Raw genomic sequence first — 25,621 nt, 5'->3', positions numbered from 1 at the left:
AAAATATCATCTATAAATACCGTTTCTTCCCAGGTTAGACCAATGGCTTTCGACCCAAACGACCCAGCTGTACAGAAGGCGCTCAAAGCCATGGAGGTGGGCCGCATCTACTTCCAGCAGCACCTCAAGGACGCGCCGGCGCAGGACTACCTGGGCACCCGGGATCTTTCCGTTGGAACGTGCCGAATCTTCGAGCTGGGCTTTGCGCCGGCGGCGTGGCGCGGCCTCGTCGATCACTACACGCATCAAACCGTCCGTGCAGCCGCGGTGGATGCCGGCCTGCTTCACCGAGCCGACTCAGGCATGTTGAACGACTTTTTCCGCGGCCGTCTGATGTTCCCCGTCCGCAATACAGCCGGTCAGCTGGTCGGCTACGGTGGGCGGGTCCTAGATCAAGCTACCGGGTCCGGCCCGAAGTACATCAACACACCGGAGACGGTCCTCTTCGACAAGAGCGCCCTCCTCTACGGCGCCTACCAGAACCAGGGCGAGATTCGGCGCTCAGGCGAGGCCCTGATCGTCGAGGGGTACATGGACGTAATCCGGCTGGCCAGCGCCGGCCTGCAGCTCGGCCTTGCACCCATGGGTACCGCGCTGACCGACCAACAACTAGAGCTGGCAAAGGAGCTTGGCGCGAAGCGTCTTTGGTTATGTTTCGACGGCGACAAAGCCGGCACCCGGGCAGCGGTCCGGGCCGTCCAGGTCGTCATGGATAGCCAAGATTCCGAGCTGGAAGTGCGCGTAATGCAGTTGCCGCCCGGAGAGGATCCGGACAGCTACGTGCGCCAACACGGTCCAGAGCGCTTCCGAGCCGAGATGAATCGTGCCCATGACCTGGCCATGTTCATCCACCAGGTATGCATGACTGGATTGTCGGAAAAACCTGGCATTGAGGATCGCGCCCTCTATCTGCATAAGCTCGAGGAGTACACCAGCAAAGCGCAGCCCGCGCTGCTGCTGAAGCTGCTCTCCAAGGCGAGCACCTTTTCCGGGCTGCCTATCTCATCGATGAATCTCACCGACGCCACTCGTGCCAAGCTCGCAGCCATAAGCGAATGGGATCCTCTGGTAGCCCACGCGGCTCGATGGATGGCGCACTCCCCTAACGCCGTGCAGATCGCACAGCGCTTTGCCACGCTACGCCTGGAAAGCGCTGGCTTGGGCGAGCTCAGGACCATGGCAGGTGCCCTGGCCGAACAGCGCCGGTCGGACACGATGCTGGAGGCATTCGCCCGGGCGAGCGGGCCCCTGCTGAAGCGTGAGATGGCAGACCTCCAAAGCCGGTGGACTACCTGGTTGCAGGAGAAACACGCAGAAGCGCGGTTTTCCAACGGGCAGTTGCAACGGACCATCACGGGAGTGTCGGCCAGCGAGACTGTCTCGGCCAAGCAAAGGCCTGGGCTATCCGCACCGTAGGCTCGTCTGAGGCCCCAGCTCCGCTCGCAACGCTAAGGCGTCCTTTCTCTGCAGTAGCCAAGGAGAAGAAGGTAGCGTCCCGGGCCGAATGCTGAACTCGAGGACCTCATGTCGCGGGTTTCCCTGGTAATTCATGCCCAGCTCGACAAGGCAGCGAGCCTTCGAGTGGCCATAGTTCGGCATCTCGCTGTATAGGAAGAGCAGGCCGTCATCGGTGTCTATCAGCGCCCTCCTCCAGATCACCACGTCTCTATGCAGGGCCACGTGACACGGCGCTGCAGAGCTCGGCACCGGTTGGCCGAGAGAACCTAGCAACTCATCCAAGAGAATTGTGCCGAGCGAGCCCCGCCGGCACGCGACTCGGAACGCTCCCATGCGTCGCACCCACTCCAAGCGCACCGTAGTCCGTCCGTCGCTGGCGCCCACGCTGACCTGGACCGGGTGTGTGCAGTTCTGCCTCGCGTGCTCCACCAGGCTGCGAACTTCACGGTCGTGGAGAGCCATCTCTAGCAGACGCGGGGGATGGTCGCGGTCTCCCGCGTCGAGAAGGTTTGCGCAAAACATGCGACGCCCTTAAAATTATCCGTACAAGCACATTATATCGGATATTTTTCCGCTACTCCCAGGGGCCCGTATGCACCAGTATCCCGGAGACTCGTTCTCCAAGGTGTCAGCCATGCTGGAGATGGCCGCCTACCACCATGGCGCTATCGCCTTTTCCGTCGATGAACGCGTATGGCCGCTCAGCGCCGCGCTCGATTCGGCCGGCCCTCTCACCTGGGCCCTGCTCCTGCACAGCTACGCGCTGCTGAACCTGATTGAGCCGAACCAGAACACCGGTGGCATGGACGGGCTACCGCTGACCATCGTCGACGACGAAGACGCGCCGCTCGGAAAGGACGTAATGCTCCAGCCTGGCGGCAAGCCCATGGCGTACACGATCTACCTGCTGGATAGCTGCCTGGAGCACTGCATCCATGTGGGCATGCGTGATCTCGGCTACTCGCCCCAGGAATGGAGCGCGCTGCCCGAGGAGCAAAAGATCATTCCGATGATGCCCTACTTCGCCGACCTCCAGAATCGCTGGATCAATGAGCGCTTGGAGACGGGGTCAGCCGCCGAGCGCGTGCAGGTCTGGCCCCATCTGCTCGACGCCGAGACGCTCCAGCACGAAATGAAGCATCAACCCACCGAGGAACAAAGCCATGTCCTCCGATTCCCTTCGGCGCGGTAACCAACGTCCGCAGTCGATCGCGTTGGACGATTTCCTTCGCGATGGCGCAGCGTTCCCAAGCGGCTCCCTTACCGACGACGAGCTGGCCACCCGCCTCGCACCAGGTCCCCAAACCGACTACCCACGCTCGGTTTCGGTTGAGGAGACGCTGGCGCGCCACCTGCCGCCGAATGATCCCAACGCGCCAGAGCGCTCGAGCGTCGACACCGCAGTGAAGACCGCGGCCCACAGCGTCAAGGTGCTGGCCCCGATCCTTTCGCGCGTGCTGCAGTGGGTTGACCCGGGCGATACCGATCAACTGACCAAGGTCATGGGTACCGTACTCGGTCGTATCCGTGACGATGCACAAGTCATCACCCGTGCGTTCGGCGTGCCGGACGAAGAGTGTCCGGCCTGGCTGACATCGCAGATCAGTGGCGCCCTGCTCCCGTGCATGTTGAATGCCCTGGAGCGGAACAATGGGCTGATCCTCGACGCCGGCGATAAGCGTTACCTCGCGCCCCTGCAAGCTCTTGCTGAACGTGCGCAGGAGGCTGGGCTGGCCTCGCCGCTGATGCCGGTATCGACCGACTGGAAGATCATCCAAGGCCTGTCTCTGGCCACCGCTGACGTCATGACCGAGTACCACGCCTTCTCGTACTTCCACGAGGATCCGGCGAGCGTCGCTCAGATGGTCACCGACTACCTCTCAGAGCGTGTCGTGGATGGCACCCTTGCGGAGGCGACGGCCAGGTGGTCGCTGACCGAGGAGGAGCGCGGGTACCTCGGCACAACCCTGCTTTCGCAGGCGGGCAAGATGCTCGCCCGCTGCTGGACCCAGGGTATGGCCGAGACCATGGAATACGTCCGCCAGCTGCCGGCGGCCCAGCGCCGAGAGATCATCGTCAGCGGCTACCCCCTGGACCCGGTCTTCGATTCCTTTGAGCGCCTTTATCGCGGCCTTGAGGTATCGACGGACAGCGCTCTCCGCGCACAGAGCCCACACCGCGAAGTCGCGCCTGAGGCAGTGGAGACCAAGACCCATGCTCCGCGGCCGTATTAGCACTGGCGCGTTGGTACGGCGTTGCCTGGTGCTCGCCCTGGGCCTGCTTACGGTGCCATTAGCCTGGTCGTCCTCCACTGCGCCCAGGGCGGGGCTTGTGCCGCTCTCCGCCTCGTGCCTGCTCGACGTGTCCAGGGCCTTTCGAGTGCATCCGGATATCCTACTGGCCGTGCTGATCGTCGAGGGCGGCACGGTAGGCAAGGACAGCCGCCCGAACCAGAACGGGTCGACCGACATTGGGCCGTTCCAGATCAATACGGTGCATCTGCAACGCCTGGCGGCGATGGGTATCTCCCGCGAAGAGCTCCGCAACAACGGATGCACAAACGCCAAGGTCGCAGCTTGGCTCGTCACTCAGGCGGTCGCCGATCAGCCCATCTCCACGCCGGAGGAATATCTCACCGCTCTGGCGAACTATCACTCGCGTTCACAAGACAAGAACGCGATATATCGACGCAAACTCGAAAAGGCGTTTGAACTACTTTACTCTGCGGATACGCGCCGATGAACGATTCGGATAAGCCAAGTAACTTTCTGCAAGACCTGTTCGTCTTCACCTTCGCCACGAGCATTATAGTATTTGGCCTATGGTGGATAGCGCGGCCAGCGATAATGTGGGCCAGCTTCTGGACTTCATACCATCTCTTCGGCGTATATCAGCACCTCTCGTTCTTGATGACCAGCAATGAGCTACAGAGCATTGTGGTCGCACGTAATGCAATCAAGACGATCAATCCCTCGCAATATGGCATCAAGGCGCTGATCATGCTCATGGAGCAGCACGGCTATGTCTGGCGCGCGGTTGCGATTCCGTTGATGCTCGCGCTGGGATTCAGGGAAAGTCGCAAAATCGTCCGTTTCAAGTACAACAGAAACATCAAGGACGTGTACGACCTGATAGCAATTCAGGCCAAGCATTTCCCCGCATCCGCCATTGTTCACAAAAAGAACATCCTGAAGATGCATCCCCATATCGGGCCGTGGGCGACCTATGTATTGCCAATCGATTTCGCCCTCGACAATAAAATACTCTGGACAAGGAAGGCACTGGTCGACCCGGACGAAACACCGGATGAGACGAAGATGATTGCAATCCCAGCGTTTTCTCCCGATGAGAAACTGCTGAAGATCACCGCCAAGCGCTCGAAGCTTCCGCACTATCGCTATGTCGCTTTCAGCCTGGATCGCGCTGAGAAAGCGTTCACTGCTCAACTGGGGCCGCTGTGGCGGGGTGTCGACGCGCTTCCTCCGCTTGAGAAGGCGCTATACGCAATCTTTATCACGCAGGGAAACGGTGAGCTGGCGGAGGCCTGGGCGATGATCGAGCAGGTCGCCTTCAGTTGGGTAGAGGGCAGCTACGATGGCAACGGCAAGCTGGTCACTCCTCACAGGGCCAACACCGCCGGCGTCGACAAGCTCATCGCCAAGTACGGTGCGCACCCAAGGATCACCGAGATCACCCAGCGCCACGCCCACACCTACAACGTCCTTGCCGAACTGATGACCTGGGCACGGTCAGCCGGCCGCCTGATGCACGCCAACCTCCTGTGGATGCGTCCGGTCAACAAGGACCTCTATTTCCTGCTCGCAAGCCAGGACGGCCAGTGCCCATTCTGGGAAGTGGCGGGCCTATGGGCACACTCCCAGATCGAGAAGCTGCAGGGGAAAGCGATCACGGTCCCGATGGTGGCCGGTGCGGTCATCGAGTTCCGCAAGGTCATGTCCATCGAGCATTGGATAGATCCCGGCGAACACTCAGAGGAAGCCCAGAAACGTCGCGTTCGTGAAGCGAATGACCTGCTCCGAGCGGAGCAGGAGGAAGCGGCCCGCGGCAACAAGCCAGGCCCGCCCCGCAAAGCCGCGCAGGCGACGCAGCCGCCAGTTCAGACCCCGTATGAGCGGGTAGGCAAAGACGATGAGACCTAACGTGAAACCGCGCCTGTCCTGTCGAAGCGGGGCTGCCCGCCGTCCTCAACAAACGCTTGCCGTGCTGGCAGCTATCCCCATGCCGCGTTGTGCAGGTGTCTATGAGTAGGATCGTTGATTCCCGGTTTGAGATCGACACGCAAAGGACGGTCATCGACCCGCGTTCGTTATGGCGCAAGGGATGGGATGGACTTGCCCACCCCCGGATCCTTCCTGCCTGGTCCGTCGTGTCCACGGCGTCGATCCTGGTGTGGCCGGCCACAATTGCGCCTTGCGCTGCGGTGTTTTCCATTCTGTGGGCGGCATTGGTAATTCCCAAGGACGTGCTGCCCATTCATCTCCCACTGGCGGCCAACAAACCCGACTTGAATGACCCGAAACCCGGGCTCAACAACGGCTACTACAAGGCGCGCGGGAGCTTCTACGCAGGCAGGCTGCTGAAAGGCGGCATCGAAGTGTGGATGAGCTTTAAGACGCTCACGCAGCATTGGTGGCTGCTCGGCACCACGGGGGCCGGTAAGACCGAGCGGATCGTCTCCTGGGTCGTCAACTTCCTTGCGGTCGGGTCAGCGGTTGCTTTCCAGGACGCCAAGGCAGCACCGAAAGCGATGATCCAGATGGCCACACACTGCCGGATCTTCGGTCGAGATCTGGATTTCCGCGTGACGAACTACATCACCGGCCTGCAGGAAGGTAAGGGCGATCCTGCCGAACGACGTTCGAATGACGCGGCCATCTTCTCCAAGGGCAGTGCTGAGTCGAAGACGCAGCTGCTGGTCTCGCTGATGCCGCCTTCGCAGGGCGATAACAAGCTGTTCCAGGAGCGAGCCATCGCCCTGGTCGCCAGCATCATGCCGGCGCTGACAGACCTGGCAATGCTGGGCCGCATCCAGATCGACCCAGGCGTTGTTCGCGACTATCTCGCCTTCAACAAATTCGTCGAGCTATTCACCGACAACCACATCGGCAAGCGCAGTCGGGACGCGCTGAAGGCATACCTGGAGTCCCTCGCCGGCTACGATCGCAAAAAGCCGGTGAGCCAGCAGCCTGATGAGGTGACGCGCCAGTTCGGCTTTGCCCAGGCCTACTTCACCCGCTCTCTCGCCTCGCTGTCGGACACCTACGGGCACATCTACCTGGTTGGCCAGGGCGAGATCGAGTACCAGGACGCCGTGCTCAATGGTCGGATCCTACTCACCCTCCTGCCCTCGATGGAAAAGTCGGGCGAGGAGCTCGCGAACCTGGGCAAGATCGTCCAGACCGCGGCGCGCAACGGCATGGTGGTTGGCCTGGGCACCGTCTTCGAAGGCTCGGTGAACGACATCGTGCATCGCCTGCCGACGAACTCCGAGATCCCCTACGGCATCGCGAACGACGAAAACGCCTACATGGTCGCGGAAGGCCAGGAGATGGCAAATGCCCAAGGGCGCGGGTTGGGTTTCGCAATCCTGACCGGAACGCAGGATCTTCCCGGTATGCTGGAGCGTGAGAAGAAAACGACGCTGCAGATTATCGCGAACTCCGCGACCAAGGAGTTCATGTACCTCGATGACGAAGAAACCACCGAATTCGCCATCAAGATGGGCGGCAAGGCCCGCTTCATCGCCCGAAGCCAGTACGAGCGTTACGGCGACTTGGGAAACATCTATGCCACCGGCAAGGGCACCCTTGAGGAGCGCGATCGGCTGACCCGAACGGCGCTGCAGAGCCAGGAAATGGGCCAGGCGATGATGCTGTACAAGGGCAAGCTGAGGGAGACGCAGGTTTTTAACCACGGCATCGCGGAGAAGCATAAGGACCCGCTATACCGGTACCTCGATGACTGGTTCATGATGCGGCTCGCGAAGGTCAAGATCCCGACCGAGGACGAGATGGCCTATCTCATGAAGCATTCACCCCGGCGTGAGTGGGAAGACCTCGCACTGATGCTGCGCGACGATGCCCGCCACATGCTGAGGGAGATGAACCTCTACTTCTCCTCTCAGCTCGCTATCAGGCGGATTGCCGAACACTACGTTGCCGACGCAGAGATGACAGCGCTATTGGGTCCCAACCTGGTGGCAAGCGAGCTACTTTCAGACGTGATCGAACCGGCCGAAGGCCTGCTGGCCATCGCAACCGAACAGCCGATCCGGAACACCCGCGACACCCTCGCGGCCTTTGCCGCTATTGCGAGGATGAGCCGGTCGGGCGAAGTCGCCGTTGCCAAGCTTGGCGATCTCGCCGGGCTGGACGCGTTCGCTATGGATCCTGATCCGGTCGGCCGTGATGACCACGGCACGGACGACAGCTACCAGGGCGGCGGCTCCAGCGGGCGCGGTGGTTCGCAGCCGGCGACGCCGATGCCCGCGGAGGAGGAGGACATTCTCGCGGCCTTCCTCGACACACCTGATCCCTGGCCGGTAGAGCCGGCGGGCAGTCCAGCACCAGTTGCGCCGATCGGATACGAAACCGAGACGTCCTTCATCGAGCCCGAGCACCGCGCTGCTCCCCAGCCGGCACGACCGATGTCCGACGTCGCTATGGCTGTCGCCGCGAACCTCGAGAACATGCCGTGGATGGCGACCGCGATCGAGTATGGCGAAGTCAGGCAGACGTTCCTGCAGGCGGAAACCCTGTTCAACGGCGGGGATGAGCGCCTTGCGGCCGAAGTCGCTGATCGGGAGATGGCAGCCCTGTCGAAGGCCCTGGTCTACCCGCAGACTCAGCTTCAGCCCAAGAGCAAGGCGATGGATGTGCTCAAGGGCCTTTTGGAGTGAGCCAAGGGCCACGCCACATGGCCTTCCACTTGATGTCCGTTGCGCGGTAGGTCGGCCTGCGTAGCGAGCCTCGAGAGCGGCCTTGCGTCCAGCAGAGCGACGCGCCGTCTGGTGACTCCAGGCTCGAGCTGCGGGGCCTAAATCTTGTGATGACGGCCCCTGCCCCCTCATGCCACCTTTCAGCGAAAAATGAAGCTGAAGACCGTCATCGCTATCAGGCCGCCCAGCAACACCAGCACCTGTTTGATCAGGCGGCGATTGCTGAGCATTTTTACGAGGCCCTGGACGCCACGCTCTGCCCAGGGCGCTGGCGAGCGGCCTTGGGTGATGACATTGGCGAACTGCACAGCGCCCGCCACGGTACCCAGCGCTAACGCCGGCCCCAGTAAGGGTAGCCCCCGAGCCCAGATGTAGACCAGCGAAGCGGGCAACAGACTGGGAAAGATGTGGCGGAGCACCAAGACACCACTTCCTCTGCGCCTCATCCACTTTGGTAACAGCCAGGCACTCAGCCTGACGTCCACATGAGTGGCAGCGCGGGAGATCAAAGTCCATACGCGCATCAACCAGTAGCCAGGTATCGCGACCAAAGCGAGCATGAACAGCGGTGCGAAGAACAGGAATCCGGTGTCGAAAGATGCCCTGTGTGGATCCAACGCTGTGGCCAGGCAGATCGCGCAGGACAACAGCGCCCACACGTAGAGATAACCCCAGCCCCAGTACCCTTTCGGCATCCAGGCACGCCAGCCCGTGAAATAATCACGCTCAAGCATGGCGGGCAGTATCGGGTACCTGGCGATGTCGTACGCGAGATCCGCACAGGCTTGCCAATCGTCCGGCGTGAAACGGTCCGCCCATTGCCGCCGGTGGCAATCATCAAGGTCACCGAGCAGGAACCAGGCCGCCCGCTGGCTCGTTGTTTCTGCAGGCTGAGCAAGCTGCTCCCGCACGGTGGCTTCCAGAGCGTATGCGTGGCATCGATCATCCAGCGCCACCCAACGCCCGGCGCTGCAGGGCAGATGCCCGCGGCCATCGTTCCAACCGCATAGTGCACATATCCGATCGAAGAAAGCGGGTGTCCAGTCCCAACTCTCCTCGAGCAGATCAAACAGTCGGGCCTGGAACTGGCTGCGGCGGTCGAGCGGCTTCAACCACTCGCTGTCCATTTCGGCGCTGAGCTGCCGATATGCCTCGATTTCTTGGCCTTGGGCCAGCAACTGTTCAACCAGACCCATTACCTCGCCCGTCACCTGCTCGGCGAGCAGCATGGCTTCCCGCGCCTGTAGATAGGACGGCTGCGCCAGCGTCAACCAATGTAGGTTGGTCCGCGCCCAGTTGAGGCTTTGCAGGTCTCGGCTTGCCAGGCAGTGCTGGAGCAGCTGAAGCTGGAAGGCACTGTCGATACCCTGGCGCCGGGCCGTTTCCCAACCCTCGTCCAGATCACCCTTCAACAGCGCCGCAACACGCGAGTGGGGCTCGGGCGCGCCAGCGGCTGGCTGGAGCGCCCTGGGTACGACCGCTGTATCCGCCATCCCAGGCTGGTCGATCGACGCAGGGGCGGTAGGGCCACCTTCCACTGGAAGAACCGCTGGTTCCTCTGCCGGACCGTCCTCATCTCCTTCGAGCCAGTCTGGTCGGCGGACCTCCTCCAGGGCATGCTCGTACGCCTGTCGCAGACACTGGAACGCCTCGGGATCGGTATCCGGGCGATGGGTCTTCAGCAGCTTTGCATAGGCGCGCTTGATCTCGCGCTCAGTGACGGCCTGGGTAAGCTCCGAGAGGTCGAGTTGCATGGTCGGTTTCAGCGTTGTCGTTCAAGGTGGTCAAGGCGCTCCAGCAACGCCCCTCGCGCTTCACGAATGGCGCGCTCATCCTGCCCATCCAGCACGCGTTGGAACTCCTGCGCGAGACTGCCGACGTAGCTCCGCAGGTCTCCCAGGCTTTCCTGATACAGGCGCTCCAGCCTCGCCACCAGGAGGCTGTTGGCCTGCTGATCGCGCGGATGCACCTTCAAAGCGGATAGCACCTTCAGGCGCTCCGCGATCTCCTCTGCACTCAGAACACCAGGATTGTTCTCGATCACCAGGCTATGGCGGGCTCCCGTGAGCGGGATGTGCGCTTCGGCTTCCAGAATGCCGTTGTTGTCATAGGTGAATCGCACTTCGACACTGACCTCCCCAGCTCGACGCGGCGGAATGGGCACGTCGAGCTCACCCAGGAAAATGTTGTGCTTCACCAGGCGGGCCTCGCCTTGGAAAATACGCAGCGTCACGTGAGTCTGTTCGTTCTCGATGGTACCGACCGTCTTGACCCGGCTGACCGGCACCACGCTGTTGCGCTCGATGATGGGCAGATAGATCCCATAGTCGCGGCGCAGCTCGTCTCCCGAGGTCGTCTCGATACCCAACGTATAGGGACAGACGTCGGTGAGCACTACCTCTTCCAGCGAGGCATGCCGCGCCTTGAGCGCCGCCTGGATAGCAGCACCCTGGGCCACGACCTCGTCTGGATTCAACTGCATCGCCGGAATGCGCCCGAACAGGCCGGCCACCAGCCGGCGCACCACCGGCATGCGTGTGGTACCGCCCACCAGCAGGACCTCATCCAGGTCGGCCGCGTGGATGCGCGCATCGCGCAACGCCCGCTCGATGGGGGCGCGTAGGCGCTCCAGCAGCGGCTGATAAAGGGCCGCAGCGCTGTCCTGGTGGAATTCTAAAGCCCACTCGCGCTCGTTCTCTCGCACGGAGAAGGTCGCCCGCGGCTGTTGCCCGAGCTGATGACGGATCCGTTGCGCCTCACGACGAAGGCGCTGCGCCAGCGCCCCGCTGAAAGCATCGGGCAATCCCTCGGCCGCCGGCGACGCAAGGAAGTGGGTCACCACGAGGTCGTCGAAATCCTCCCCACCCAGGAAGTTGTCGCCGGCGCTGGCGCGGACTTCCATCACGCCTTCGAACAGCTCGAGGACCGACACGTCGAAGGTCCCGCCGCCTAGGTCAAATACCAGGAAGGTGGTTTCCTGCTTGTGGTGCAGGCCATACGCGAGTGCCGCCGCGGTCGGCTCGTTGATCAGCTTTTCCACCTTGAGGCCTGCCAGCTCGCCGGCAATGCGGGTAGCTTTGCGCTGAGCATCGCTGAAGTAGGCCGGGACGCTGATCACCGCTTCGGTAACCGACTCACCCAGGAAACGCTCGGCGTCCTCCTTGAGACTGCGAAGCACCAGCGCAGAAAGCTCTTCGGCGCGATAGGGTCGATGACCCAGCAAGGTCTCTTGAGCACTGCCCATGTAGCGCTTGAATAGCGCGGTGGTCATCTGCGGGTGCGTCTGCAGGCGCTCGCGAGCGATGTCACCGACCACAAGTTGGCCACTGTCGTCCAAGCCAACGACACTCGGTGTCAGCACCTTACCCAAGGCATTGGGGATCAGTTGGGCGGTCTCACCGCGCCAGACTGCCGCAAGGCTATTGGTGGTCCCAAGGTCAATGCCGATGATCATGCTCGCTCCTTGCGCTGCGCGCCCCGTTACCCAAGCGTTGCGAAGCGCGTATTAGACCGACTACGGGTGGGAGCGTAAAGAATCACATGGCCGTAGTGGGGGCTGCCTTGCCCCACGGTGCCTGGAAATACTGCAGGGTATCCTGGTCAAACAGAGTGCCGCGAGACTCGTGGCCACATCCGGTAGGTTGATACAGGGGGCCCTTAGCTATGTGCAGTCACTACGAGGCGCCATCTCCGGCGCGGCTGAAGAGCGCATTTGCCGCCACGCCACCTGACCAGTACCAGACCGACCTGTGGCCGCTCTACATGGGGCCGTTCATTCGCCTCAACACTGCGGAAGCGCAAGACGAGGGTGCTGGTGAATACGACCTCGCGGTCGGGCAATTCGGCCTGCTGCCCGGCTGGGCAAAGGACCGGAAGCTTGGGCGTCACACCTACAACTGCCGATCAGAAACAGCGGCGACGAAGAACTCGTTTCGGTCAGCCTGGAAGAACGCGCAACACTGCATCATCCCGGCAGCGGCGATCTATGAACCGGACTGGCGCAGCGGCAAGGCGGTACCGACACGAATAGAGCGGGCCGATGGCGGCCTGATGGCCATTGCCGGGCTGTGGGAGGAATGGAGTGACTCTGATGGCAAGGGCCGCTTCAGCTTCACGATGCTCACGGTGAACGCCGATGATCACCCCTTCATGCGTAACTACCATCGCCCGGAAGATGAGAAGCGCATGCTCGCGATTTTGCCCAACGGCGCGATCAAGGATTGGCTCACCGCGCCGGCGGACACGGCCATGAGCTTCATGCGGCAGTACCCGGCCGACCGGCTCACCCAGCGCTAGCACTACGTGCCACTCCCGTTGACGACAGCATGCCCGATCAGCCGCTGCGCTTTATTGCAGCACGCTGATGGACGGCTGTAGAGCGGGCGCCCTAGCCCCAAAGTCCAGCGGCTAGTGTCCCTCTCCGATTAGGCTGACCATGCGTTGTCCGGCAGCGCCGCGCCGGATGCTGACGCAGTGCAAAAGGTACGCCCCACACCACTGATCAATTAAGCGCGCGATAAGCGATAAGGCGGTCTACTGCGCACTATTGGCGGTATTTGTCTGGCGAGCTATCCCTTCATCGGATCAGCCGAACGAATGACACGCCGTCCGCATCTGGTGATGCATGCGTTTCCTCAAGCGGTGGCCGCGATGTGCCTGGTAGTGATTGCTGAAGATGAGCCGCTTCTCGTGGAGATGCTGACGGAGATATTCGAATCCGAAGGCCTCGACGTCACTGCCTTCGCGTCGGCGGACGATGCCTGGCGGCATCTGCAAACAGTGGGGCAGGCGCCGGATCTATTGTTCACCGATGTGCGAATGCCTGGAGCCATGGATGGGTTGGCCCTGGCCAAGCAGGTGATGGCGCGCTGGCCAGCCGCTCTGATTGTTGTGTCGTCCGGCAATGTGTCGGCGGCACCGGAGCTACCGAAGGCCTCGTTCCTCCCTAAGCCGTGGTCGTTCAATCAGCTGACCACCCTGTGTCGCAACGTCCAGGCTCTCCACCAGCGCGGGGACTAGCCTGCGTGCTGAACAGCTCGGAGTCCTACGGAACCGGGGCCGTGGAGCGTCGACAGCAGTTGCTTGACCGTCTGGCCTGGCTGCCGCGTAGTGCCTATCGCCGCGCGCCACCGCTGACGAGGGTGACCCAGGCTCTGACAGGCGCTCCATGCCCACGCCTGCTGCTGCAGATCGTCAAGCTCAGACCAAGCTACATCGTGGCCGTCGGCCGAGTCGGCGTGCAGCCGCTTTGCCTGGGCGGTCACGGCAAGCAAAAACTGAATGTGCTGCTCCGGAGAGAACGTCATGCCGGCGGGCCCTTATTTTTGCGGTGATGACGCCTACTACCGGACTGGCGGCCGAACCGAGACGGTCTACAGTAGTACGATGACCTTAAGGAGGCGTTATGGCAGACCTTGAGTTTCTTCCCCAGCAAGCCCGGCTGCGCTGGGTCGCGCTGATCGAGCAGATGGCCGTCATGGGCCTTGGCCACCTGGTTCGCCTCTATGGGCAGCTGGAGGGATACATCCTGGCTCTGCTCGATGTCGGTTCGATTACCGCGCCACAGCACCGGCATCTCGCCCACCTGGCTGGAGAGTGGTTCGTACAGTGCCGGGCCGAATTCCTCAAGCGCAAGCAGAAGCCGCGGCGGCGCATAGCGGGAGCGGTTCGTGCTAGGATCGATGACAGCCAAAGTAGGCTCGAACACGCCTGAGCCGACCTATTTGCTGGGCAGTACAGGGGCGAAAGCAGCCCTTCGAAAGCGGTGCAGATTGATTTGGGGCAGGTGTTCTTCGCGCAGCGACCTGCTATCAGGCGCTCGTATGCGGAATGCCTCTTTCGGTACCGCTCAGCTCAGATCTAGCCGTCAGCGCCGGTGCGTAGACTCGAACGCCATCCGAGCAATTCTCCTTCCAGCTTTCCACGACCCGACTTCCATACTGCAGCCGCCACGCCGCCAGGCGCGCAGCGCTGTCACCGATGTCTTCCAAGACTTCGCCCGTGCTGGGATGGCGATACTGGACCGCGATTCGCCGGCGTGCCGCAAGGTTGGTGGACCGTACGATGCCCAGGGCTTCAACCCGGCCTATCTTGTACTCGGCCAAGAGTTGCAGCAGGCGCTGCTCGAACTCGAGATCCCGCTGGAGCGCCGGATCCTCGGCGAGGCGCTTTCGCTGCTCCAGCAGCGTCACCAGCTGCGCCTCCGCTTGCCGGTACCGCTGTAGCAACGTCATTGCGGCAGCTCCAAGGACACCCGCGCGCAGCGCTGGCTCAGCCCCAGGTGCTCGAGGTATTCGTTGAATACCTCCGGGTTGGCTGCCTTAAGCCCACTCACGTTACGGCTGATCATCGTCGGCAATGCCTTGGCTAGGTAGAGATTGCACTCATAGAGAAACTGGCTCGCCAGATCCGCGCTGTTGCGCAGCGACCTCGGCTTTCCGGAAAGCCCGGCGCGCCACCATTGGATGAGCCCCAGGTCCTCAGGGCATAGCATCCACAGCTGATGACGAGCGCGAGTCATGCCGACGTAGAACAGCCGGCGCTCGTCCTCGATACGCGCTTCTTCGCGCTCAGGCGGTGGTGGACGTTTGGGCTGGTGGGGAAATCCGCCCTGGTAGAGCCCGATCATGATCACCACCGGCCACTCGAGGCCTTTCGATCTGTGTAGCGTCGTGATCAGCAGCGCGTCGGTGGCCTCCTTGGCGCGGTCTGAGAAGGACTGCAGGTCGGCGATGTGCTGCAGGAAGCCATCGACTCCCCGGCTCTCGTTTGCGCCCACATACCGCAGGAAGGCATCGAGCAGTTCCTGCTGGTCTTCGGCGTCGCTATCGTTCTTGGCGAACTTCTTGATCGCCCCGATCAGGCCGAGGCTGTCGACCAGCTCCGTTGCCAGGTCGAGCGGCGACAGCGCACGCCCATGCTGCGCCGAACCTCGCACGCGCCGGTACAGCTTCCCCCGGTTCAGGATCCGCTCGCTCAAGATGCCCTCTTGCTGTTGCAGCCCGGTACGCACGAAGTGCATGAACCCCTCCATGCCGTCGGGGGCCTGCAGCACCGCCTTGCATAGGGCTTTGCATCCCTCAAAGGACAGGCCGATCGGCGGGACGTCCAGGGTACGCCGCAGCTCCATCACCGACCCCATATCCGGCTCGCCGGCGTAGGGCCTGGCTACGAGCTGCCCGGCGGCCACCCGCATCCAGCCAAGGAGCCCAGCCACCCACCGGTTGTTGAGGACCGACTTGTCGTCGCCGCCCTCGAGGCGAAACGGTACCCCTGCTCGCAGCAGCGCGAATTGGCTGGCTGCCGACCGGGCGTAGGTCCGCACGAGTACGGCAACATCGTTGAGCTGGTAGCCTCGCTCTCGCGCCACGCCGGCGAGCTTCAGCAGCGAAGAGCCGTCGGATCGCTCCCACTCAACATCCACGCAGGTATCAGGCGTTTGCTCGTGTGAGATACAAAACTTGGCGGTCCGATCCAGGTTGTGGGAGATGACGTAATTGGCGGCGCAGCTAAGCATCGCGCCGTATCGCCGCGTACGGGTGAGGCGATAGTGAAGCCCGCCGGGAAAATCCCGATCGAAGTCCTTGATGATGTAGCTCGGCTTGGCACCGCGCCAGGTGAAGATCGTCTGGTCGTCGTCGCCGACGCACATGACGCGCGCCCGGGTACCGGCGATGAAGCGGATCAGCGCCTGCTGACTCTCCCCGATGTCCTGGTACTCATCCAGGATCACGTGCTGATACTTGCCGGCGATGAAGTTGGCCGCCTCATCGTTCGTCTTCAAAATCATCACAGGGTCGTAGATCAGATCGGAAAAGAATCTGAGCTTCTTTGCGGTCCGGACCTTTTCATAGACCGCGAACATTGGGACGAACCAGCTGTAGTGGGCCTCCCAGTCACCGGCGGCCCAGACCTCTTCTGGCGGCAACAAGTCGCCCTTCACCCGATCGACAAACTGCAGGAAGACATCGGCTACCAGGCGCGGGTACTTGTAGCCATGTTGCTTGCAGCTGTCCCAGACGACGTTCGTCGCCAGCTTCTGCGCATCGTAGGCGTTCGCGGAGAACGTCCAGCGTTCGGCAAAGCCGCGCTTGGCCAGGCGCGCCAGCGTCTCGGTACCGAGCCCGTGAAAGGTGAGCGATGCAGGACTATTCCTTCTTCCCAGTCGAGTGATCAGCCGCCGCTGAAACTCTTTCGACGCCTCGCTCCCAAACATCACTGCGCAGATGTCACTGGGGTTCGTGCGCTTCGCCTCGACGAGAAAGGCAATGCGCTCGACCAGGGTGTACGACTTGCCGGAACCGGCGACCGCCACGACGTTGGCATGTCGGTCGACCGGGTGGTTGATGATTGCGGCCTGCTCTGGAGACGCGGACACAGCGTTACCCTCTTCAGCCGGCCGGGCTTATTGGCACATCGTGGTGACTTGGATGCGACCACAGTCGGTGTTGTCCAGCACGCGCCAGCCATAGCCTTGGAAGTACGCGGCGACGTGGGGGGTCCAGGTCGTAGACGACGTGTTGTCGGCATAGGCGTTGAAGGCCGACATTGCACTGCCTTCGTTGTAGTTGCAGACGGTCACCGGCGCGACGTAGATAGCGGGCGCTTTGGTGCTCGGGCAATTGGGTTTGGTCACCGCGGTGCCGCCCCGGACAATGTCCATCTTGATCGCGGCCTCGACGACCATCAGCGGGCTTTGCACACTGGTGGATCCGAACAGGGGCGCAGTATTGCCGCCGCTGAAGCGCTGGTAGTTCGAGGAGACACCCAGGTCGTCGCGGAGCTGCACCTGCCCTTGATAGCTGGAGTTGCCGAAGCGCTCCCAATGCCACTCTTCTGCTTTTGCGTGAGCAACGTCGATGATGGCCACCAGGGTCAGCACTGCGCCGATGAATCGCTTCATGGTCATTCCACCTTCGGGCATAGCGAGAGAAAGTTCGGACGACGTTTGGGCTTCATGTCGTTGTAAGCCTTGAGCGGCGGAGCGCACTCAGCCAGGTCCTTGCCCATCGGGTTACTGAGGCAGATCAACATCTGGCACGCGAGCGCCGGATCACCGGACATGATCGAGCTGGAGTCGCCCTCGTTCGAGTTGCCGGACGAGCTGCTGTCCTCATCGGCTGCGATCGCGATCGATGCTCCGAATATCAGGACGAATGCCAGAGACGCTTCAAATTTCATTGCAGACTTCCGCTCTTTAACCACGTCGTGAAGGGCCCGCTGATCCGCGCGATCGAGTCATGCACCTTCTTCGCGTACTTGCGCTGGCGCTCTAGCTGAGCAGGCGTCTTGGGGTTTTCGCCGGTGTGGTAGCACCCGACCGCAAGCCAAAACGACTGATCGAACTTGTTCATGCACCGGCGGATGATCCATCCAGCGGTCCAGATGTTTTTACAGGCGTCTGTACGCAACGCTTCCGCGTCCACGCCGACGGCCTTGGTCTTGTCCAGCCAGGCTGAATTGATCTGGCTGACGCCGTAATCACGCGACCCGTTGGCATTGAGGTTGGCCATTCCGTTGCGGCCTCCTTCAACCATCAGCACACCGCCGAGCAACAGCGGCGGTAGCTGGTAGGAATTGGCTGTAACCACCAGGCAAGACACTGGGATCTCGCCGTGCTGAATCGCCGGGGGTAAATCTATCATATAGTGATACTCTACCGTATACCCTGCGAGTATCAGTTAGCCGAACCGTTCTTGGCAAGGCCCCAGTAGTACTGGGCAAAAATCTGATTCACGACGGTTGTTGGCGGGTTCTTCTCAGGCAGAGCGATCCCCTGCTCTACCGTCTCCACGTTGAGCGGGGCGCGCCGGTACCAGAGCACCACCCCCCACACGTCATGGCCGCTGACCTTGTCGATCGGCCGGTAGAAGTCCAGGGCGACACCCTTCAACAGATATGGGTTTGCCCAGGCGGCAAAGGCTTCCTTGTCCTTGACTATCACGTTGGCCAGCTTCACCAGCCGGCGCAGCCGCTGCCCATTGTCGTAGCAGGAGACGATGAGTACGTCCCCCACCACCTGCTCAATGCTGCAGCTGAGCGAAACCGGCTTGATGTCCATTCCGACAGCCCCTTCGGTACTGCGGGTGCTCCACAGGACGGCGTAGTAGGCCGCGGTGGCGCGCTCACGCAAGGCGGCTAGGCCCGTAACCTGGCCGAGGCTCGATGGTGCGATCACCCACGCACCAACAGCCGTAGTGAGCAACAGCAACGCAATCGCACAGCCGCGGAGCAGTAGCGCTTTGCCCGGGTTCTCATAGCGCCACTGGCTGTAGTTGGAAGCGAGGGCCACCGCATTATCGATCGCTCCCGTTTTTCCGTTCGGCGCAGCTCCTAACGCCCGTGCCTTTTCTTCCAGGGTCTCGACGTCGCGCAGCAGTTCCTCCAGCTCGGACGACATCAGTTGACTCCGAACACGGGCAGCGTCAGCGTCTGGCCCTGGATCTCCACCGCGACGCCTCGCGGCGATACCTGCACGATCTTGGGATAGACGATCTGTCCATCCGTAGCGCGCAGCGGCATCGCACGGATCGGCTCCCCTACGCTCCAGAATTGGCCCCGGACGAACGCTCCGTGGCCGGCAACGCCCTGAACAGTAGGCCGGTAGGTCATGAAAAACTGCTGTGACAGCGTAGGAGGTGCGACCTCGGGCTCTTTGGTGTACTCAGGCACCTTCAGCTGTTGGGAAAACGCCGACTCGATCTGCTGATCGTCCGATTGGCCAGCGGCAACCTCTTCAGCGCTAAGCGACGCTTCCACCACTGGCAGGGCAAGCGCCTTGGCGCTGATTGGTGCAATAGGGGCGTCAGCCTGCTCGCCATAGACGGTCTGGAAGCGCATGTTGTTGACAGCGTCATTTAGAGCATTCGAAAGCAGGTAGCACGCCATGAGGCCTGCGGCGATCAACGCAGAGCTGGCCAGCCGAGGAGAGAGATCGACCTTCATAGCGCAGCTCCAGTTTTGACGGCCGTCGCGCCGTCGTTGCTATCTGTTCCTGTCCGCACTAGCACACACAGCGGCTGGATCCTCGCCTTGGCGATGCCAGAGGCGGCGTCCAAGGACAGCTCGATGCTGCCGAGGACCAGGTCCCGTCGCTTGGCCAACTCGCGCAGGCCAGCACGCAGCGCTGTCACGCCACCGGCTGTCACTTCGAAGCTATCTCCGGCTGTGGCCAGGCAAAGGCGTTGCAGACCGATCTGTTGCCCATTCACCGAAACCGCACTCGACGCGGACTGGCGCACTTTGTCGACGTTGGCGCTCAAGCCATGCCGTTCGACATTTGCGTAGCGAAACAGCTTGAGTAGGTCGGTAGCATCCGCTTCCGAAATGAACGAGTTCGTCCAGGCAACCTTCACCGGCTGGAGCGCCTGGTACTGGTTCTTCCACTCGATGAGCCGCTCATTGGCCGTGATCTGGCGGTTCTTTATCGCGCCCAGGGTTTCGACTGCCTTGGGTGTGTAGATCAGGAAAACCGCCGCAATGGCGCAGCTGCAGCCGATGACGATCCGCTTCTTAGATAGCATCAGATTGCCCCCCTGGCGCGTTCCATTGTTCCTGTGAGTCGGTATTGCCAGAAGGCGACCGAGCCTGACCCGCTACCTTCCTTTCGCTCGCTATGGTCGATCAGTCGGAAGGTCATGCCGGTGGTGTGGTTGAGTTGGGCGAGCAGCGGTTCAGCCTGGTCACGAGCGGAGGTGCCGGATTCCTGCGGTACCGAGATCTCAAGACGGAAATCCGCGAGGCCTGTTCCGTCGCCATTGTCTCCCTGGACGACCTGATGAGAGTCTGCCGCGGCACGGTCGAACATCTCGATCCGGGAGATCTGCACGCCAGGAATATGGGCCACCTGCGCGAGCAGGCTATCGAGGTCCCGGATACGCGCGAGGTGCGCCGGCGGCGTATTGAGGAACGTATCCCGGTGCCGGAGCAGATCGAGTGATTGCGCCCGAGTGCTGTACACCTTCTCGAAGCCGGCGACTTCCTTCTGGTAGATTCCTCGTTCGCGATCGATACCGCTGAACTCCCACGCCGTCACACCGGCGAAGATCGCGCCGGACAAGCAAACGATCGCGATCGCAGGTACCCAGCCAGAGGACTCATCCACGTCCTGCTGCTTCGCAAAGACCTTCTTGCGGATGATCGACTTGATCGGCGCGGTGCCAACCTCGACGAAGTTCTCGCTCTGGCTGAGGTCGCAGATAGGCGGATCGGACAGCGGACAGCACCAATGCACGGAGTGCGCCGGATAGGCCTCCAGCACGTCGCGGACCGCCAGGTCGAGCTGCAGCGAGGAAAGCTCCGCGCGTCGCTCGACGGTCTCGACCAGGCGCTTCCCGGAAAAGACCATGATCTCGAGCGTGACCGCCCCGGAGCCCTCAGCACTGCCACCAATGACGATGGTGTCAGATGACTGCGCCAGGCCATACGCCAGGTAGTGATCAGCAAGAAACGCCACAGGGCCGAAGTCGGCGAGCAAATTCGCCGCCTCGTCCTGTACGGAGACGAAGAGGCTTGTTTTGGCCTGTTCGAACAGCCGACCCCGGGAAGCGGGCCGGGGCGGCTGCATGACGTAATTGCCGTCAGCGACCATACCCTCGGCCGTGGCCTTATCTTGCGTGGCATAGACGAGAGCGCCGCCGATCATCAACGTGCTTTTCTCGCCGCTGCTGATGATCGTGCGCAATTCGGAGAGGCTAGTAATAATCTTCATGTTCTTTCCTACATGGCGCGAAAGCGCGCCATCAGCATCTCGCCCATACTCGAATACATCAGGGTTACCGGGATCAGGATCAGTACGCCTGCGATCACCAGGGAAAGGTTGGTCAAGGTGCTGACGAGCAGCTGGGTACGCTCTTTCCCATCCTCGATCATGACGTCTCCGTATTCGGCCATCGGTTCGGCAATGTCGCCGGTCTCAGAGCCTTGGGATAACGCGAGGCGGAAGTAGACGGGCCAAAGCACTGGATCGAGCCTTGGGTCGGTTGCCGCACGCCGTTCGATGGAGGCGGCTGCGGTAATACCGTTGGCTTCCATCTCCGTTCTGAATTGCAACATCGCTGCTCGTAGCGGCGGTGGGAGCATCTCGTTCACCAGCCGCATACGAACATCAATATTTACTCCCGCCTCACTGACAATCTGCAGATACTTCGCAACCAAGCCGAACTTCAGATTGGAATACGCGTAACCAAAGGGTTTGAACTTGATCGCGAGCGCCAATAGTCCGTCGACGAAGCTGTCTCTCGCTTGCGGGCGGGAAAAGTATGCAGCGATACCGAAGAAAACTAGCGTCAGGATTCCACTAATGATCATCCAATGTTCGACGATCCACTTCTGCGAATTCACCGCATTCTGAATAAGACTTCCTGCAGAAGCGCCTGGCGAACTTTGAAGAGTCGAAACCAGAGTGGGAATTAGAAAAAGATAGAAGCCGACCGATACCAGCAGGGACAGCACGATAATTGCAACGGGGGTCTGAAGACCCTTCATTGCCTTATTTATATCTCCCTGAATTTTCGACGCGCGCCAAATTTGATCGAACACCTTCGGAATCCCGCCGGCGTGTTCGCCGGCACGAATAGCTGCAAGTTCAGTCGGGGGAAAGATCGGAGCCACAGCTTCGGCGAACGATTCGCCCTTGCTCTTGATCCTCTCGGCTCCAGCAAGAAGCGGTTCTCTGAAATCCGGCGCCATGTTGGCTACTTCGGCCAGGACTTGCGACGACGGCAGCCTCCCAGACCACATCAGGTTTCTAAACGCAAAGCTCAAGTCCCGCATCTGACGGTTCGTACGAATAGCCGCAACCTGGATTACAGGGTTTGCACTTTGCATTGTCTGGTTGGATGAAGAATGCGTAGCCATCCTGGGCTCCTTACATCAAGAGATCTTCGATGGCTATCTGCTGATCGCGAAACAGCTTGAATGCGGCATCGAAGATGGAAATATTGGGCTTACTGTGCTGCTGCGCCTTCATCCAGTCCTTACCGTCATCGGATAACAGGAGCTCCCGGACTTGCGGATTCATCATCAGCAGACCGTGAATCGGAACCATGTTGCTGTAGCCGTCGCTGCACTTGTCACAGCCTTTACCGGGACGCCTGTAAGTTGCAGGTAGATCTTCCCCCTGCAAGTCAATGCCGTTAGCGTCGCAGTACCGCTTGACTAGCGCTTCCTCTCTTTCATCAAAAACCATCTCTTCGCTGCAGTTCGGACAAACGATGGCAACGAGTCGCTGGACCAATACACCGGACAACACGTTTATCAGATCAAAGTGCTTCGATTTAGGCACCATGTCGGCAAGCCGCCGAATACCCATGACTGGGGTATTCGCATGCGTAGTAGCGTATACAAAGTGACCAGTGTTGGAGGCGGCCACCGAAACTTCGCAGCTTTCTTTGTCTCGGATCTCTCCAATAAAGACAATATCCGGGTCGTGGCGCAAAATGTATTTCAAGGCGCGCGGCATATTCTCGGCGCCCTCATTCGTACCGGAGCCGAAGTTGTACTGGCTCGCGTCGATAGCACGAACGCCGCGGATCTTACGTTCTACCGGATTTTCAATACTGATACGCTTTTTAGATGAGCCGTACAGTTTGTAGTTGGCCTCAAGCATACCAGCGATGGTTGTTGATTTGCCGCTATTGGTTGGGCCGCATACCAGGAAGAATCCATACTTGAGCTCAGAGACATATAGCAGCTCTTCAATGATCTCCTGACTGATGTTGAGACTATGCAGCTCGACCGGCTTCGAGTCGCGGGGCAACATACGCAGTGACGAACTTATCTTTTCACCATTGGAGTTTTCCAATGGTATGAATGACGCCCGGCAGAACGCATCACCATTCTTCAACTCGAACATCATATTGCCGTCGACAGGATGCTGCAGACGGCCTGAGTGAGGATTAGCCTTCGAGCGGCTCATCAGAATGTTGATGATTCTGTTCGCTTCAGCCGTCTGGAGCACCATGCCGGTCGGGCGCAACTTTTGACGAATTCGGAAGTTTACCGAATATGCCGTGGCATCATGCGTCGGCTCAAAGTCGACGTCGCTAGCGCCTACTTGCAGCGCAAGGTTCACGATGTCGATGATCCGTTGAATCAAGGGGTCACTATCACCCATCGCCTGGTCAATGGTTTGCAGGTGCTGCGTGGCGGCAACGGCCGGGTCATTGTTATCTAGCCGGGACCGGTAATGACCGAAACGCTCTCCCGACAGTAGGACGTAGTGAACCTGTGGGGGATCGGCTTCGTGGTAGGCGTCGAATTCCTTAAAAAAGATGCTTCGTGCTTTGGTCGGCCGATCCATTTGGACAAACTGGATCAGCTTCATCAAGTCCGAGAACGCAACAAAGGCTTTGCCCTTGTAGATCAAGGGCAGCGCCTGCAGCCGTTCCAGCTCTTCCTTCAGACCACGCTTTTCATTGACCTTGTCGAGCACCGGGTGCAGTCGTAAGTCAGGGATAACCGCGGAGACGAAGGCCCTGCCCTCCTTGATTGCCAGAATTTCATCGTAGCGCGCCGCGATCTGGCTCTTCTGGCCCTTGATGTATTCGAGTGTTTTCGCAGTCGCCGGCTTCGCCGCCAGCCAGGCCTCAATTTCGGCCGGAGTAGCAAGATCGATCTGCACCAGGATCTCGCCAGTCTTGAGCTCTCGGCAGTTCAGAACGGTTTGGGCGTGCTTGAAGAGTTGGTCATGCACAGCGCCGTCAAAGCCCCAGCTCTGCAGAAGTTCGAGCGCCGGGTTTAGATCGATAGGGATAGTCATCGTTACTCCAGAGTCACTTCTTCGGCAATGCGCACGGCTTGGCCGCTGCTAACAGTTATCCCGGTGCGATTAACAAGCGCCAGCCGCTTTACGGTAGGCTGGTTCACCGCAATGGGAATGCCCCATGAGTTGAATAAATCATCACAAGTAAACGGGATTCCGGAGTAAACCCAAACGCCGCTGCAAGCGATCGCTGTCCCGTTGTAGCCAACCAAACTGGCAAGTGTCTGTACTGAGCCTTCCGGCATAGAGGTAAATATGCTGTCGGCGCTATATCGCTGCAGAAACTTCCGCATGGTTCGATAAAGGCGCTGCTTTTCGGAGAGAAGCATCGTCGTGTATGACGCCTTAGTTTCCAGGCGCAACCAGGCGGACATACTGGGACCGCACCAGCTTTCACCACCTGTAAACCCACTCGAGCCGCAGCCGTTATTTGATCCGGCTAGATAGTCCTGCGGCGTCAGGAGCGATCCGGGGTATTGAAAGTAGATAGCCACCCGGGAGAAGCGCCAGGCGGTGTCGTTGAGGTTGTCTGCCTTGGCGGTCTGGAACATTGCCGGCTTAAAGCTTCCGACGTACTGATAGCCGTCTGCCTGGGCAACCGCTGTTGGCGTCAGGAAGCCCCCATTTGGGACCTCCAGGTAGTGCTGCTGGATCGCATCGCCGATCACGGCGATGCGCTCTGTAACGACTTGCCCTTGGTAGGCACGCGTGAGCTCTTCCAGCGGCTGCACGAGCGTATTGACGACTCCGATGAGCATCAAACCGATGGCGACCACGAAGAAGGGGATCACGCGCGGTCCTCAGGGCATCAGCTGCAGGGTGACGGAGTGCTGGCCACTGCTGTCCGCTGCGGTGTACTGCGTCGAGCCTGTGGTTTGCGCGGTACCCGGCGCGAAGTTAGTGATCCCGGCTTTCGCCGCCAACTCTTGAACGGTGCTGCTAGGCACGTTATCGAAGCGCGTGCACACATAGCCTGTGGCGCAAGAGACGAAAGAGATCGGGTAGGAATTGACCGTGTACGACCCAGGCGTCTGACCATTCGGGCGCGAGACCACACGAATGTTGCCTTCCAGAGTCCTTACGCCAATACGGCTGAAGGCGTTTTGATAGGTGGAGTTCACCGAGCTAACGCCCATTACCAGTACATCCAGCATTGTCTGCCCACTTACGGGCAATGCATTGGTCGTCGCGGAGAGGCCAGTCCCGAGGTTGGCATGGATATACCCGATCGCGTGAGTCAGGTCCTGGCCGACGCTGCGGACGGCAGTTGCGTTCGCAGGATCCGAAGTTCCCTTGAGCGAGGTCGCAGCAATCAGCGCGAGAATGCCCACGATGACGACCACCACCATCAGCTCGATGAGGGTGAAGCCGCTCTGCCTGTTTTTTGCGGTTCGGGTAAAACGATCGACCACCGCGATATCTTGGAACGCCATTTGAATGCT

25 protein-coding genes are annotated in these 25,621 nt (G+C 60.6%); 10 read left to right on the top strand and 15 right to left on the bottom strand.

The window, feature by feature from the left end:
• Positions 1 to 42: 42 nt before the first annotated feature.
• The 6 genes from OXS31_RS16460 to OXS31_RS16435 all read left to right on the top strand — a co-directional run bounded on the left by OXS31_RS16460 (position 43) and on the right by OXS31_RS16435 (position 8,377).
• Positions 43 to 1,416, top strand: coding sequence for a toprim domain-containing protein (locus OXS31_RS16460; RefSeq protein WP_267400503.1), 1,374 nt, complete (start codon positions 43 to 45; stop codon positions 1,414 to 1,416).
• A 676-nt stretch (positions 1,417 to 2,092) separates the two neighbouring features.
• Positions 2,093 to 2,650 carry a hypothetical protein gene (locus OXS31_RS16455; RefSeq protein WP_267400502.1) on the top strand — a complete coding sequence of 186 codons (558 nt, stop codon included), beginning with the start codon at positions 2,093 to 2,095 and terminating at the stop codon, positions 2,648 to 2,650.
• Positions 2,622 to 3,692 carry a hypothetical protein gene (locus OXS31_RS16450; RefSeq protein WP_267400501.1) on the top strand — a complete coding sequence of 357 codons (1,071 nt, stop codon included), beginning with the start codon at positions 2,622 to 2,624 and terminating at the stop codon, positions 3,690 to 3,692. The genes OXS31_RS16455 and OXS31_RS16450 overlap by 29 nt, the downstream gene beginning before the upstream one ends.
• Positions 3,673 to 4,200 (top strand): lytic transglycosylase domain-containing protein, encoded by a 528-nt coding sequence (locus OXS31_RS16445; RefSeq protein ID WP_267400500.1) that lies wholly within the window; start codon positions 3,673 to 3,675, stop codon positions 4,198 to 4,200. Before OXS31_RS16450 ends, OXS31_RS16445 begins: the two co-directional genes overlap by 20 nt.
• A complete protein-coding gene (locus tag OXS31_RS16440) occupies positions 4,197 to 5,618 on the top strand; it encodes a hypothetical protein (RefSeq protein WP_267400499.1) in 1,422 nt (473 codons plus the stop codon). The genes OXS31_RS16445 and OXS31_RS16440 overlap by 4 nt, the downstream gene beginning before the upstream one ends.
• 101 nt (positions 5,619 to 5,719) lie before the next feature.
• On the top strand, positions 5,720 to 8,377 hold the full coding sequence (locus tag OXS31_RS16435) for a hypothetical protein (protein WP_267400498.1): 2,658 nt from the start codon (positions 5,720 to 5,722) through the stop codon (positions 8,375 to 8,377).
• A gap of 179 nt (positions 8,378 to 8,556) precedes the next feature.
• Here the strand turns inward: OXS31_RS16435 and OXS31_RS16430 are convergent, their stop codons facing one another.
• Positions 8,557 to 10,170, bottom strand: a complete 1,614-nt coding sequence (locus tag OXS31_RS16430; RefSeq protein ID WP_267400497.1) for a hypothetical protein — start codon at positions 10,168 to 10,170, stop codon at positions 8,557 to 8,559.
• A gap of 8 nt (positions 10,171 to 10,178) precedes the next feature.
• Positions 10,179 to 11,870, bottom strand: a complete 1,692-nt coding sequence (locus tag OXS31_RS16425; protein ID WP_267400496.1) for a molecular chaperone HscC — start codon at positions 11,868 to 11,870, stop codon at positions 10,179 to 10,181.
• Positions 11,871 to 12,079: 209 nt separating this feature from the next.
• On the opposite strand from OXS31_RS16425, the gene OXS31_RS16420 reads away from it, so the two are divergent.
• The 4 genes from OXS31_RS16420 to OXS31_RS16405 all read left to right on the top strand — a co-directional run bounded on the left by OXS31_RS16420 (position 12,080) and on the right by OXS31_RS16405 (position 14,129).
• The gene (locus tag OXS31_RS16420; RefSeq protein WP_267400494.1) at positions 12,080 to 12,712 is read left to right on the top strand and encodes an SOS response-associated peptidase family protein; all 633 of its coding nucleotides are present in this window, start codon (positions 12,080 to 12,082) and stop codon (positions 12,710 to 12,712) included.
• A gap of 300 nt (positions 12,713 to 13,012) precedes the next feature.
• Positions 13,013 to 13,435, top strand: a complete 423-nt coding sequence (locus OXS31_RS16415) for a response regulator (RefSeq protein ID WP_267400492.1) — start codon at positions 13,013 to 13,015, stop codon at positions 13,433 to 13,435.
• Positions 13,436 to 13,440: 5 nt separating this feature from the next.
• The gene (locus OXS31_RS16410) at positions 13,441 to 13,749 is read left to right on the top strand and encodes a hypothetical protein (protein ID WP_267400490.1); all 309 of its coding nucleotides are present in this window, start codon (positions 13,441 to 13,443) and stop codon (positions 13,747 to 13,749) included.
• Positions 13,750 to 13,820: 71 nt separating this feature from the next.
• Positions 13,821 to 14,129: a hypothetical protein gene (locus OXS31_RS16405; protein ID WP_267400488.1), complete on the top strand. Its 309-nt coding sequence runs from the start codon at positions 13,821 to 13,823 to the stop codon at positions 14,127 to 14,129.
• 97 nt (positions 14,130 to 14,226) lie between these two features.
• Here the strand turns inward: OXS31_RS16405 and OXS31_RS16400 are convergent, their stop codons facing one another.
• From OXS31_RS16400 to OXS31_RS16340, 13 genes are read right to left on the bottom strand one after another with little or no spacing between them, the layout of a single operon-like run.
• The gene (locus OXS31_RS16400; RefSeq protein WP_267400486.1) at positions 14,227 to 14,649 is read right to left on the bottom strand and encodes a hypothetical protein; all 423 of its coding nucleotides are present in this window, start codon (positions 14,647 to 14,649) and stop codon (positions 14,227 to 14,229) included.
• Complete coding sequence (locus OXS31_RS23475) at positions 14,646 to 16,793, bottom strand: ATP-dependent helicase (protein WP_267400484.1); 2,148 nt, start codon at positions 16,791 to 16,793, stop codon at positions 14,646 to 14,648. Before OXS31_RS23475 ends, OXS31_RS16400 begins: the two co-directional genes overlap by 4 nt.
• Positions 16,794 to 16,820: 27 nt before the next feature.
• Positions 16,821 to 17,318, bottom strand: coding sequence for a hypothetical protein (locus OXS31_RS16390; RefSeq protein WP_145156144.1), 498 nt, complete (start codon positions 17,316 to 17,318; stop codon positions 16,821 to 16,823).
• Between the two features lie 2 nt (positions 17,319 to 17,320).
• Positions 17,321 to 17,596, bottom strand: coding sequence for a TrbM/KikA/MpfK family conjugal transfer protein (locus tag OXS31_RS16385; RefSeq protein ID WP_145156145.1), 276 nt, complete (start codon positions 17,594 to 17,596; stop codon positions 17,321 to 17,323).
• Complete coding sequence (locus OXS31_RS16380; protein WP_145156146.1) at positions 17,593 to 18,060, bottom strand: lytic transglycosylase domain-containing protein; 468 nt, start codon at positions 18,058 to 18,060, stop codon at positions 17,593 to 17,595. Before OXS31_RS16380 ends, OXS31_RS16385 begins: the two co-directional genes overlap by 4 nt.
• 32 nt (positions 18,061 to 18,092) lie before the next feature.
• The gene (locus OXS31_RS16375; protein ID WP_267400479.1) at positions 18,093 to 18,815 is read right to left on the bottom strand and encodes a hypothetical protein; all 723 of its coding nucleotides are present in this window, start codon (positions 18,813 to 18,815) and stop codon (positions 18,093 to 18,095) included.
• The gene (locus tag OXS31_RS16370; protein WP_267400477.1) at positions 18,815 to 19,360 is read right to left on the bottom strand and encodes a hypothetical protein; all 546 of its coding nucleotides are present in this window, start codon (positions 19,358 to 19,360) and stop codon (positions 18,815 to 18,817) included. The genes OXS31_RS16375 and OXS31_RS16370 overlap by 1 nt, the downstream gene beginning before the upstream one ends.
• Positions 19,357 to 19,938 carry a hypothetical protein gene (locus OXS31_RS16365; protein ID WP_267400475.1) on the bottom strand — a complete coding sequence of 194 codons (582 nt, stop codon included), beginning with the start codon at positions 19,936 to 19,938 and terminating at the stop codon, positions 19,357 to 19,359. The genes OXS31_RS16370 and OXS31_RS16365 overlap by 4 nt, the downstream gene beginning before the upstream one ends.
• Complete coding sequence (locus OXS31_RS16360) at positions 19,938 to 21,125, bottom strand: hypothetical protein (RefSeq protein ID WP_267400474.1); 1,188 nt, start codon at positions 21,123 to 21,125, stop codon at positions 19,938 to 19,940. Before OXS31_RS16360 ends, OXS31_RS16365 begins: the two co-directional genes overlap by 1 nt.
• An 8-nt stretch (positions 21,126 to 21,133) precedes the next feature.
• Positions 21,134 to 22,273, bottom strand: coding sequence for a type II secretion system F family protein (locus tag OXS31_RS16355; protein ID WP_267400472.1), 1,140 nt, complete (start codon positions 22,271 to 22,273; stop codon positions 21,134 to 21,136).
• Positions 22,274 to 22,283: 10 nt separating this feature from the next.
• Complete coding sequence (locus OXS31_RS16350) at positions 22,284 to 24,176, bottom strand: ATPase, T2SS/T4P/T4SS family (protein WP_267400470.1); 1,893 nt, start codon at positions 24,174 to 24,176, stop codon at positions 22,284 to 22,286.
• 2 nt (positions 24,177 to 24,178) lie between these two features.
• Entirely contained in the window at positions 24,179 to 24,970 is a 792-nt protein-coding gene (locus tag OXS31_RS16345) for a hypothetical protein (protein ID WP_267400468.1), read from the bottom strand.
• Positions 24,971 to 24,979: 9 nt separating this feature from the next.
• Positions 24,980 to 25,612 carry a prepilin-type N-terminal cleavage/methylation domain-containing protein gene (locus OXS31_RS16340; protein ID WP_267400467.1) on the bottom strand — a complete coding sequence of 211 codons (633 nt, stop codon included), beginning with the start codon at positions 25,610 to 25,612 and terminating at the stop codon, positions 24,980 to 24,982.
• Between the last annotated feature and the right edge of the window lie 9 nt (positions 25,613 to 25,621).

The organism is Pseudomonas sp. GM_Psu_1, assembly GCF_026544185.1.
Taxonomy (GTDB): Bacteria; Pseudomonadota; Gammaproteobacteria; order Pseudomonadales; family Pseudomonadaceae; genus Chryseomonas; species Chryseomonas oryzihabitans.
This window is presented reverse-complemented; position numbering and strand designations above follow the sequence as displayed.

What these genes read in the sequence shown, in the direction of transcription:
- OXS31_RS16460 (WP_267400503.1), top strand. Translation starts at nt 43, where the DNA reads ATGGCTTTCGACCCAAACGACCCAGCTGTACAGAAGGCGCTCAAAGCC.
- OXS31_RS16340 (WP_267400467.1), bottom strand. Translation starts at nt 25,612, where the DNA reads ATGGCGTTCCAAGATATCGCGGTGGTCGATCGTTTTACCCGAACCGCA.
- OXS31_RS16440 (WP_267400499.1), top strand. Translation starts at nt 4,197, where the DNA reads ATGAACGATTCGGATAAGCCAAGTAACTTTCTGCAAGACCTGTTCGTC.
- OXS31_RS16450 (WP_267400501.1), top strand. Translation starts at nt 2,622, where the DNA reads ATGTCCTCCGATTCCCTTCGGCGCGGTAACCAACGTCCGCAGTCGATC.
- OXS31_RS16425 (WP_267400496.1), bottom strand. Translation starts at nt 11,870, where the DNA reads ATGATCATCGGCATTGACCTTGGGACCACCAATAGCCTTGCGGCAGTC.
- OXS31_RS16415 (WP_267400492.1), top strand. Translation starts at nt 13,013, where the DNA reads ATGACACGCCGTCCGCATCTGGTGATGCATGCGTTTCCTCAAGCGGTG.
- OXS31_RS16445 (WP_267400500.1), top strand. Translation starts at nt 3,673, where the DNA reads ATGCTCCGCGGCCGTATTAGCACTGGCGCGTTGGTACGGCGTTGCCTG.
- OXS31_RS16420 (WP_267400494.1), top strand. Translation starts at nt 12,080, where the DNA reads ATGTGCAGTCACTACGAGGCGCCATCTCCGGCGCGGCTGAAGAGCGCA.
- OXS31_RS16370 (WP_267400477.1), bottom strand. Translation starts at nt 19,360, where the DNA reads ATGAAGGTCGATCTCTCTCCTCGGCTGGCCAGCTCTGCGTTGATCGCC.
- OXS31_RS16360 (WP_267400474.1), bottom strand. Translation starts at nt 21,125, where the DNA reads ATGAAGATTATTACTAGCCTCTCCGAATTGCGCACGATCATCAGCAGC.
- OXS31_RS16385 (WP_145156145.1), bottom strand. Translation starts at nt 17,596, where the DNA reads ATGAAATTTGAAGCGTCTCTGGCATTCGTCCTGATATTCGGAGCATCG.
- OXS31_RS16375 (WP_267400479.1), bottom strand. Translation starts at nt 18,815, where the DNA reads ATGTCGTCCGAGCTGGAGGAACTGCTGCGCGACGTCGAGACCCTGGAA.
- OXS31_RS16365 (WP_267400475.1), bottom strand. Translation starts at nt 19,938, where the DNA reads ATGCTATCTAAGAAGCGGATCGTCATCGGCTGCAGCTGCGCCATTGCG.
- OXS31_RS16430 (WP_267400497.1), bottom strand. Translation starts at nt 10,170, where the DNA reads ATGCAACTCGACCTCTCGGAGCTTACCCAGGCCGTCACTGAGCGCGAG.
- OXS31_RS16350 (WP_267400470.1), bottom strand. Translation starts at nt 24,176, where the DNA reads ATGACTATCCCTATCGATCTAAACCCGGCGCTCGAACTTCTGCAGAGC.
- OXS31_RS16400 (WP_267400486.1), bottom strand. Translation starts at nt 14,649, where the DNA reads ATGACGTTGCTACAGCGGTACCGGCAAGCGGAGGCGCAGCTGGTGACG.
- OXS31_RS16380 (WP_145156146.1), bottom strand. Translation starts at nt 18,060, where the DNA reads ATGATAGATTTACCCCCGGCGATTCAGCACGGCGAGATCCCAGTGTCT.
- OXS31_RS16435 (WP_267400498.1), top strand. Translation starts at nt 5,720, where the DNA reads ATGAGTAGGATCGTTGATTCCCGGTTTGAGATCGACACGCAAAGGACG.
- OXS31_RS16355 (WP_267400472.1), bottom strand. Translation starts at nt 22,273, where the DNA reads ATGGCTACGCATTCTTCATCCAACCAGACAATGCAAAGTGCAAACCCT.
- OXS31_RS16405 (WP_267400488.1), top strand. Translation starts at nt 13,821, where the DNA reads ATGGCAGACCTTGAGTTTCTTCCCCAGCAAGCCCGGCTGCGCTGGGTC.
- OXS31_RS16455 (WP_267400502.1), top strand. Translation starts at nt 2,093, where the DNA reads ATGCTGGAGATGGCCGCCTACCACCATGGCGCTATCGCCTTTTCCGTC.
- OXS31_RS16390 (WP_145156144.1), bottom strand. Translation starts at nt 17,318, where the DNA reads ATGAAGCGATTCATCGGCGCAGTGCTGACCCTGGTGGCCATCATCGAC.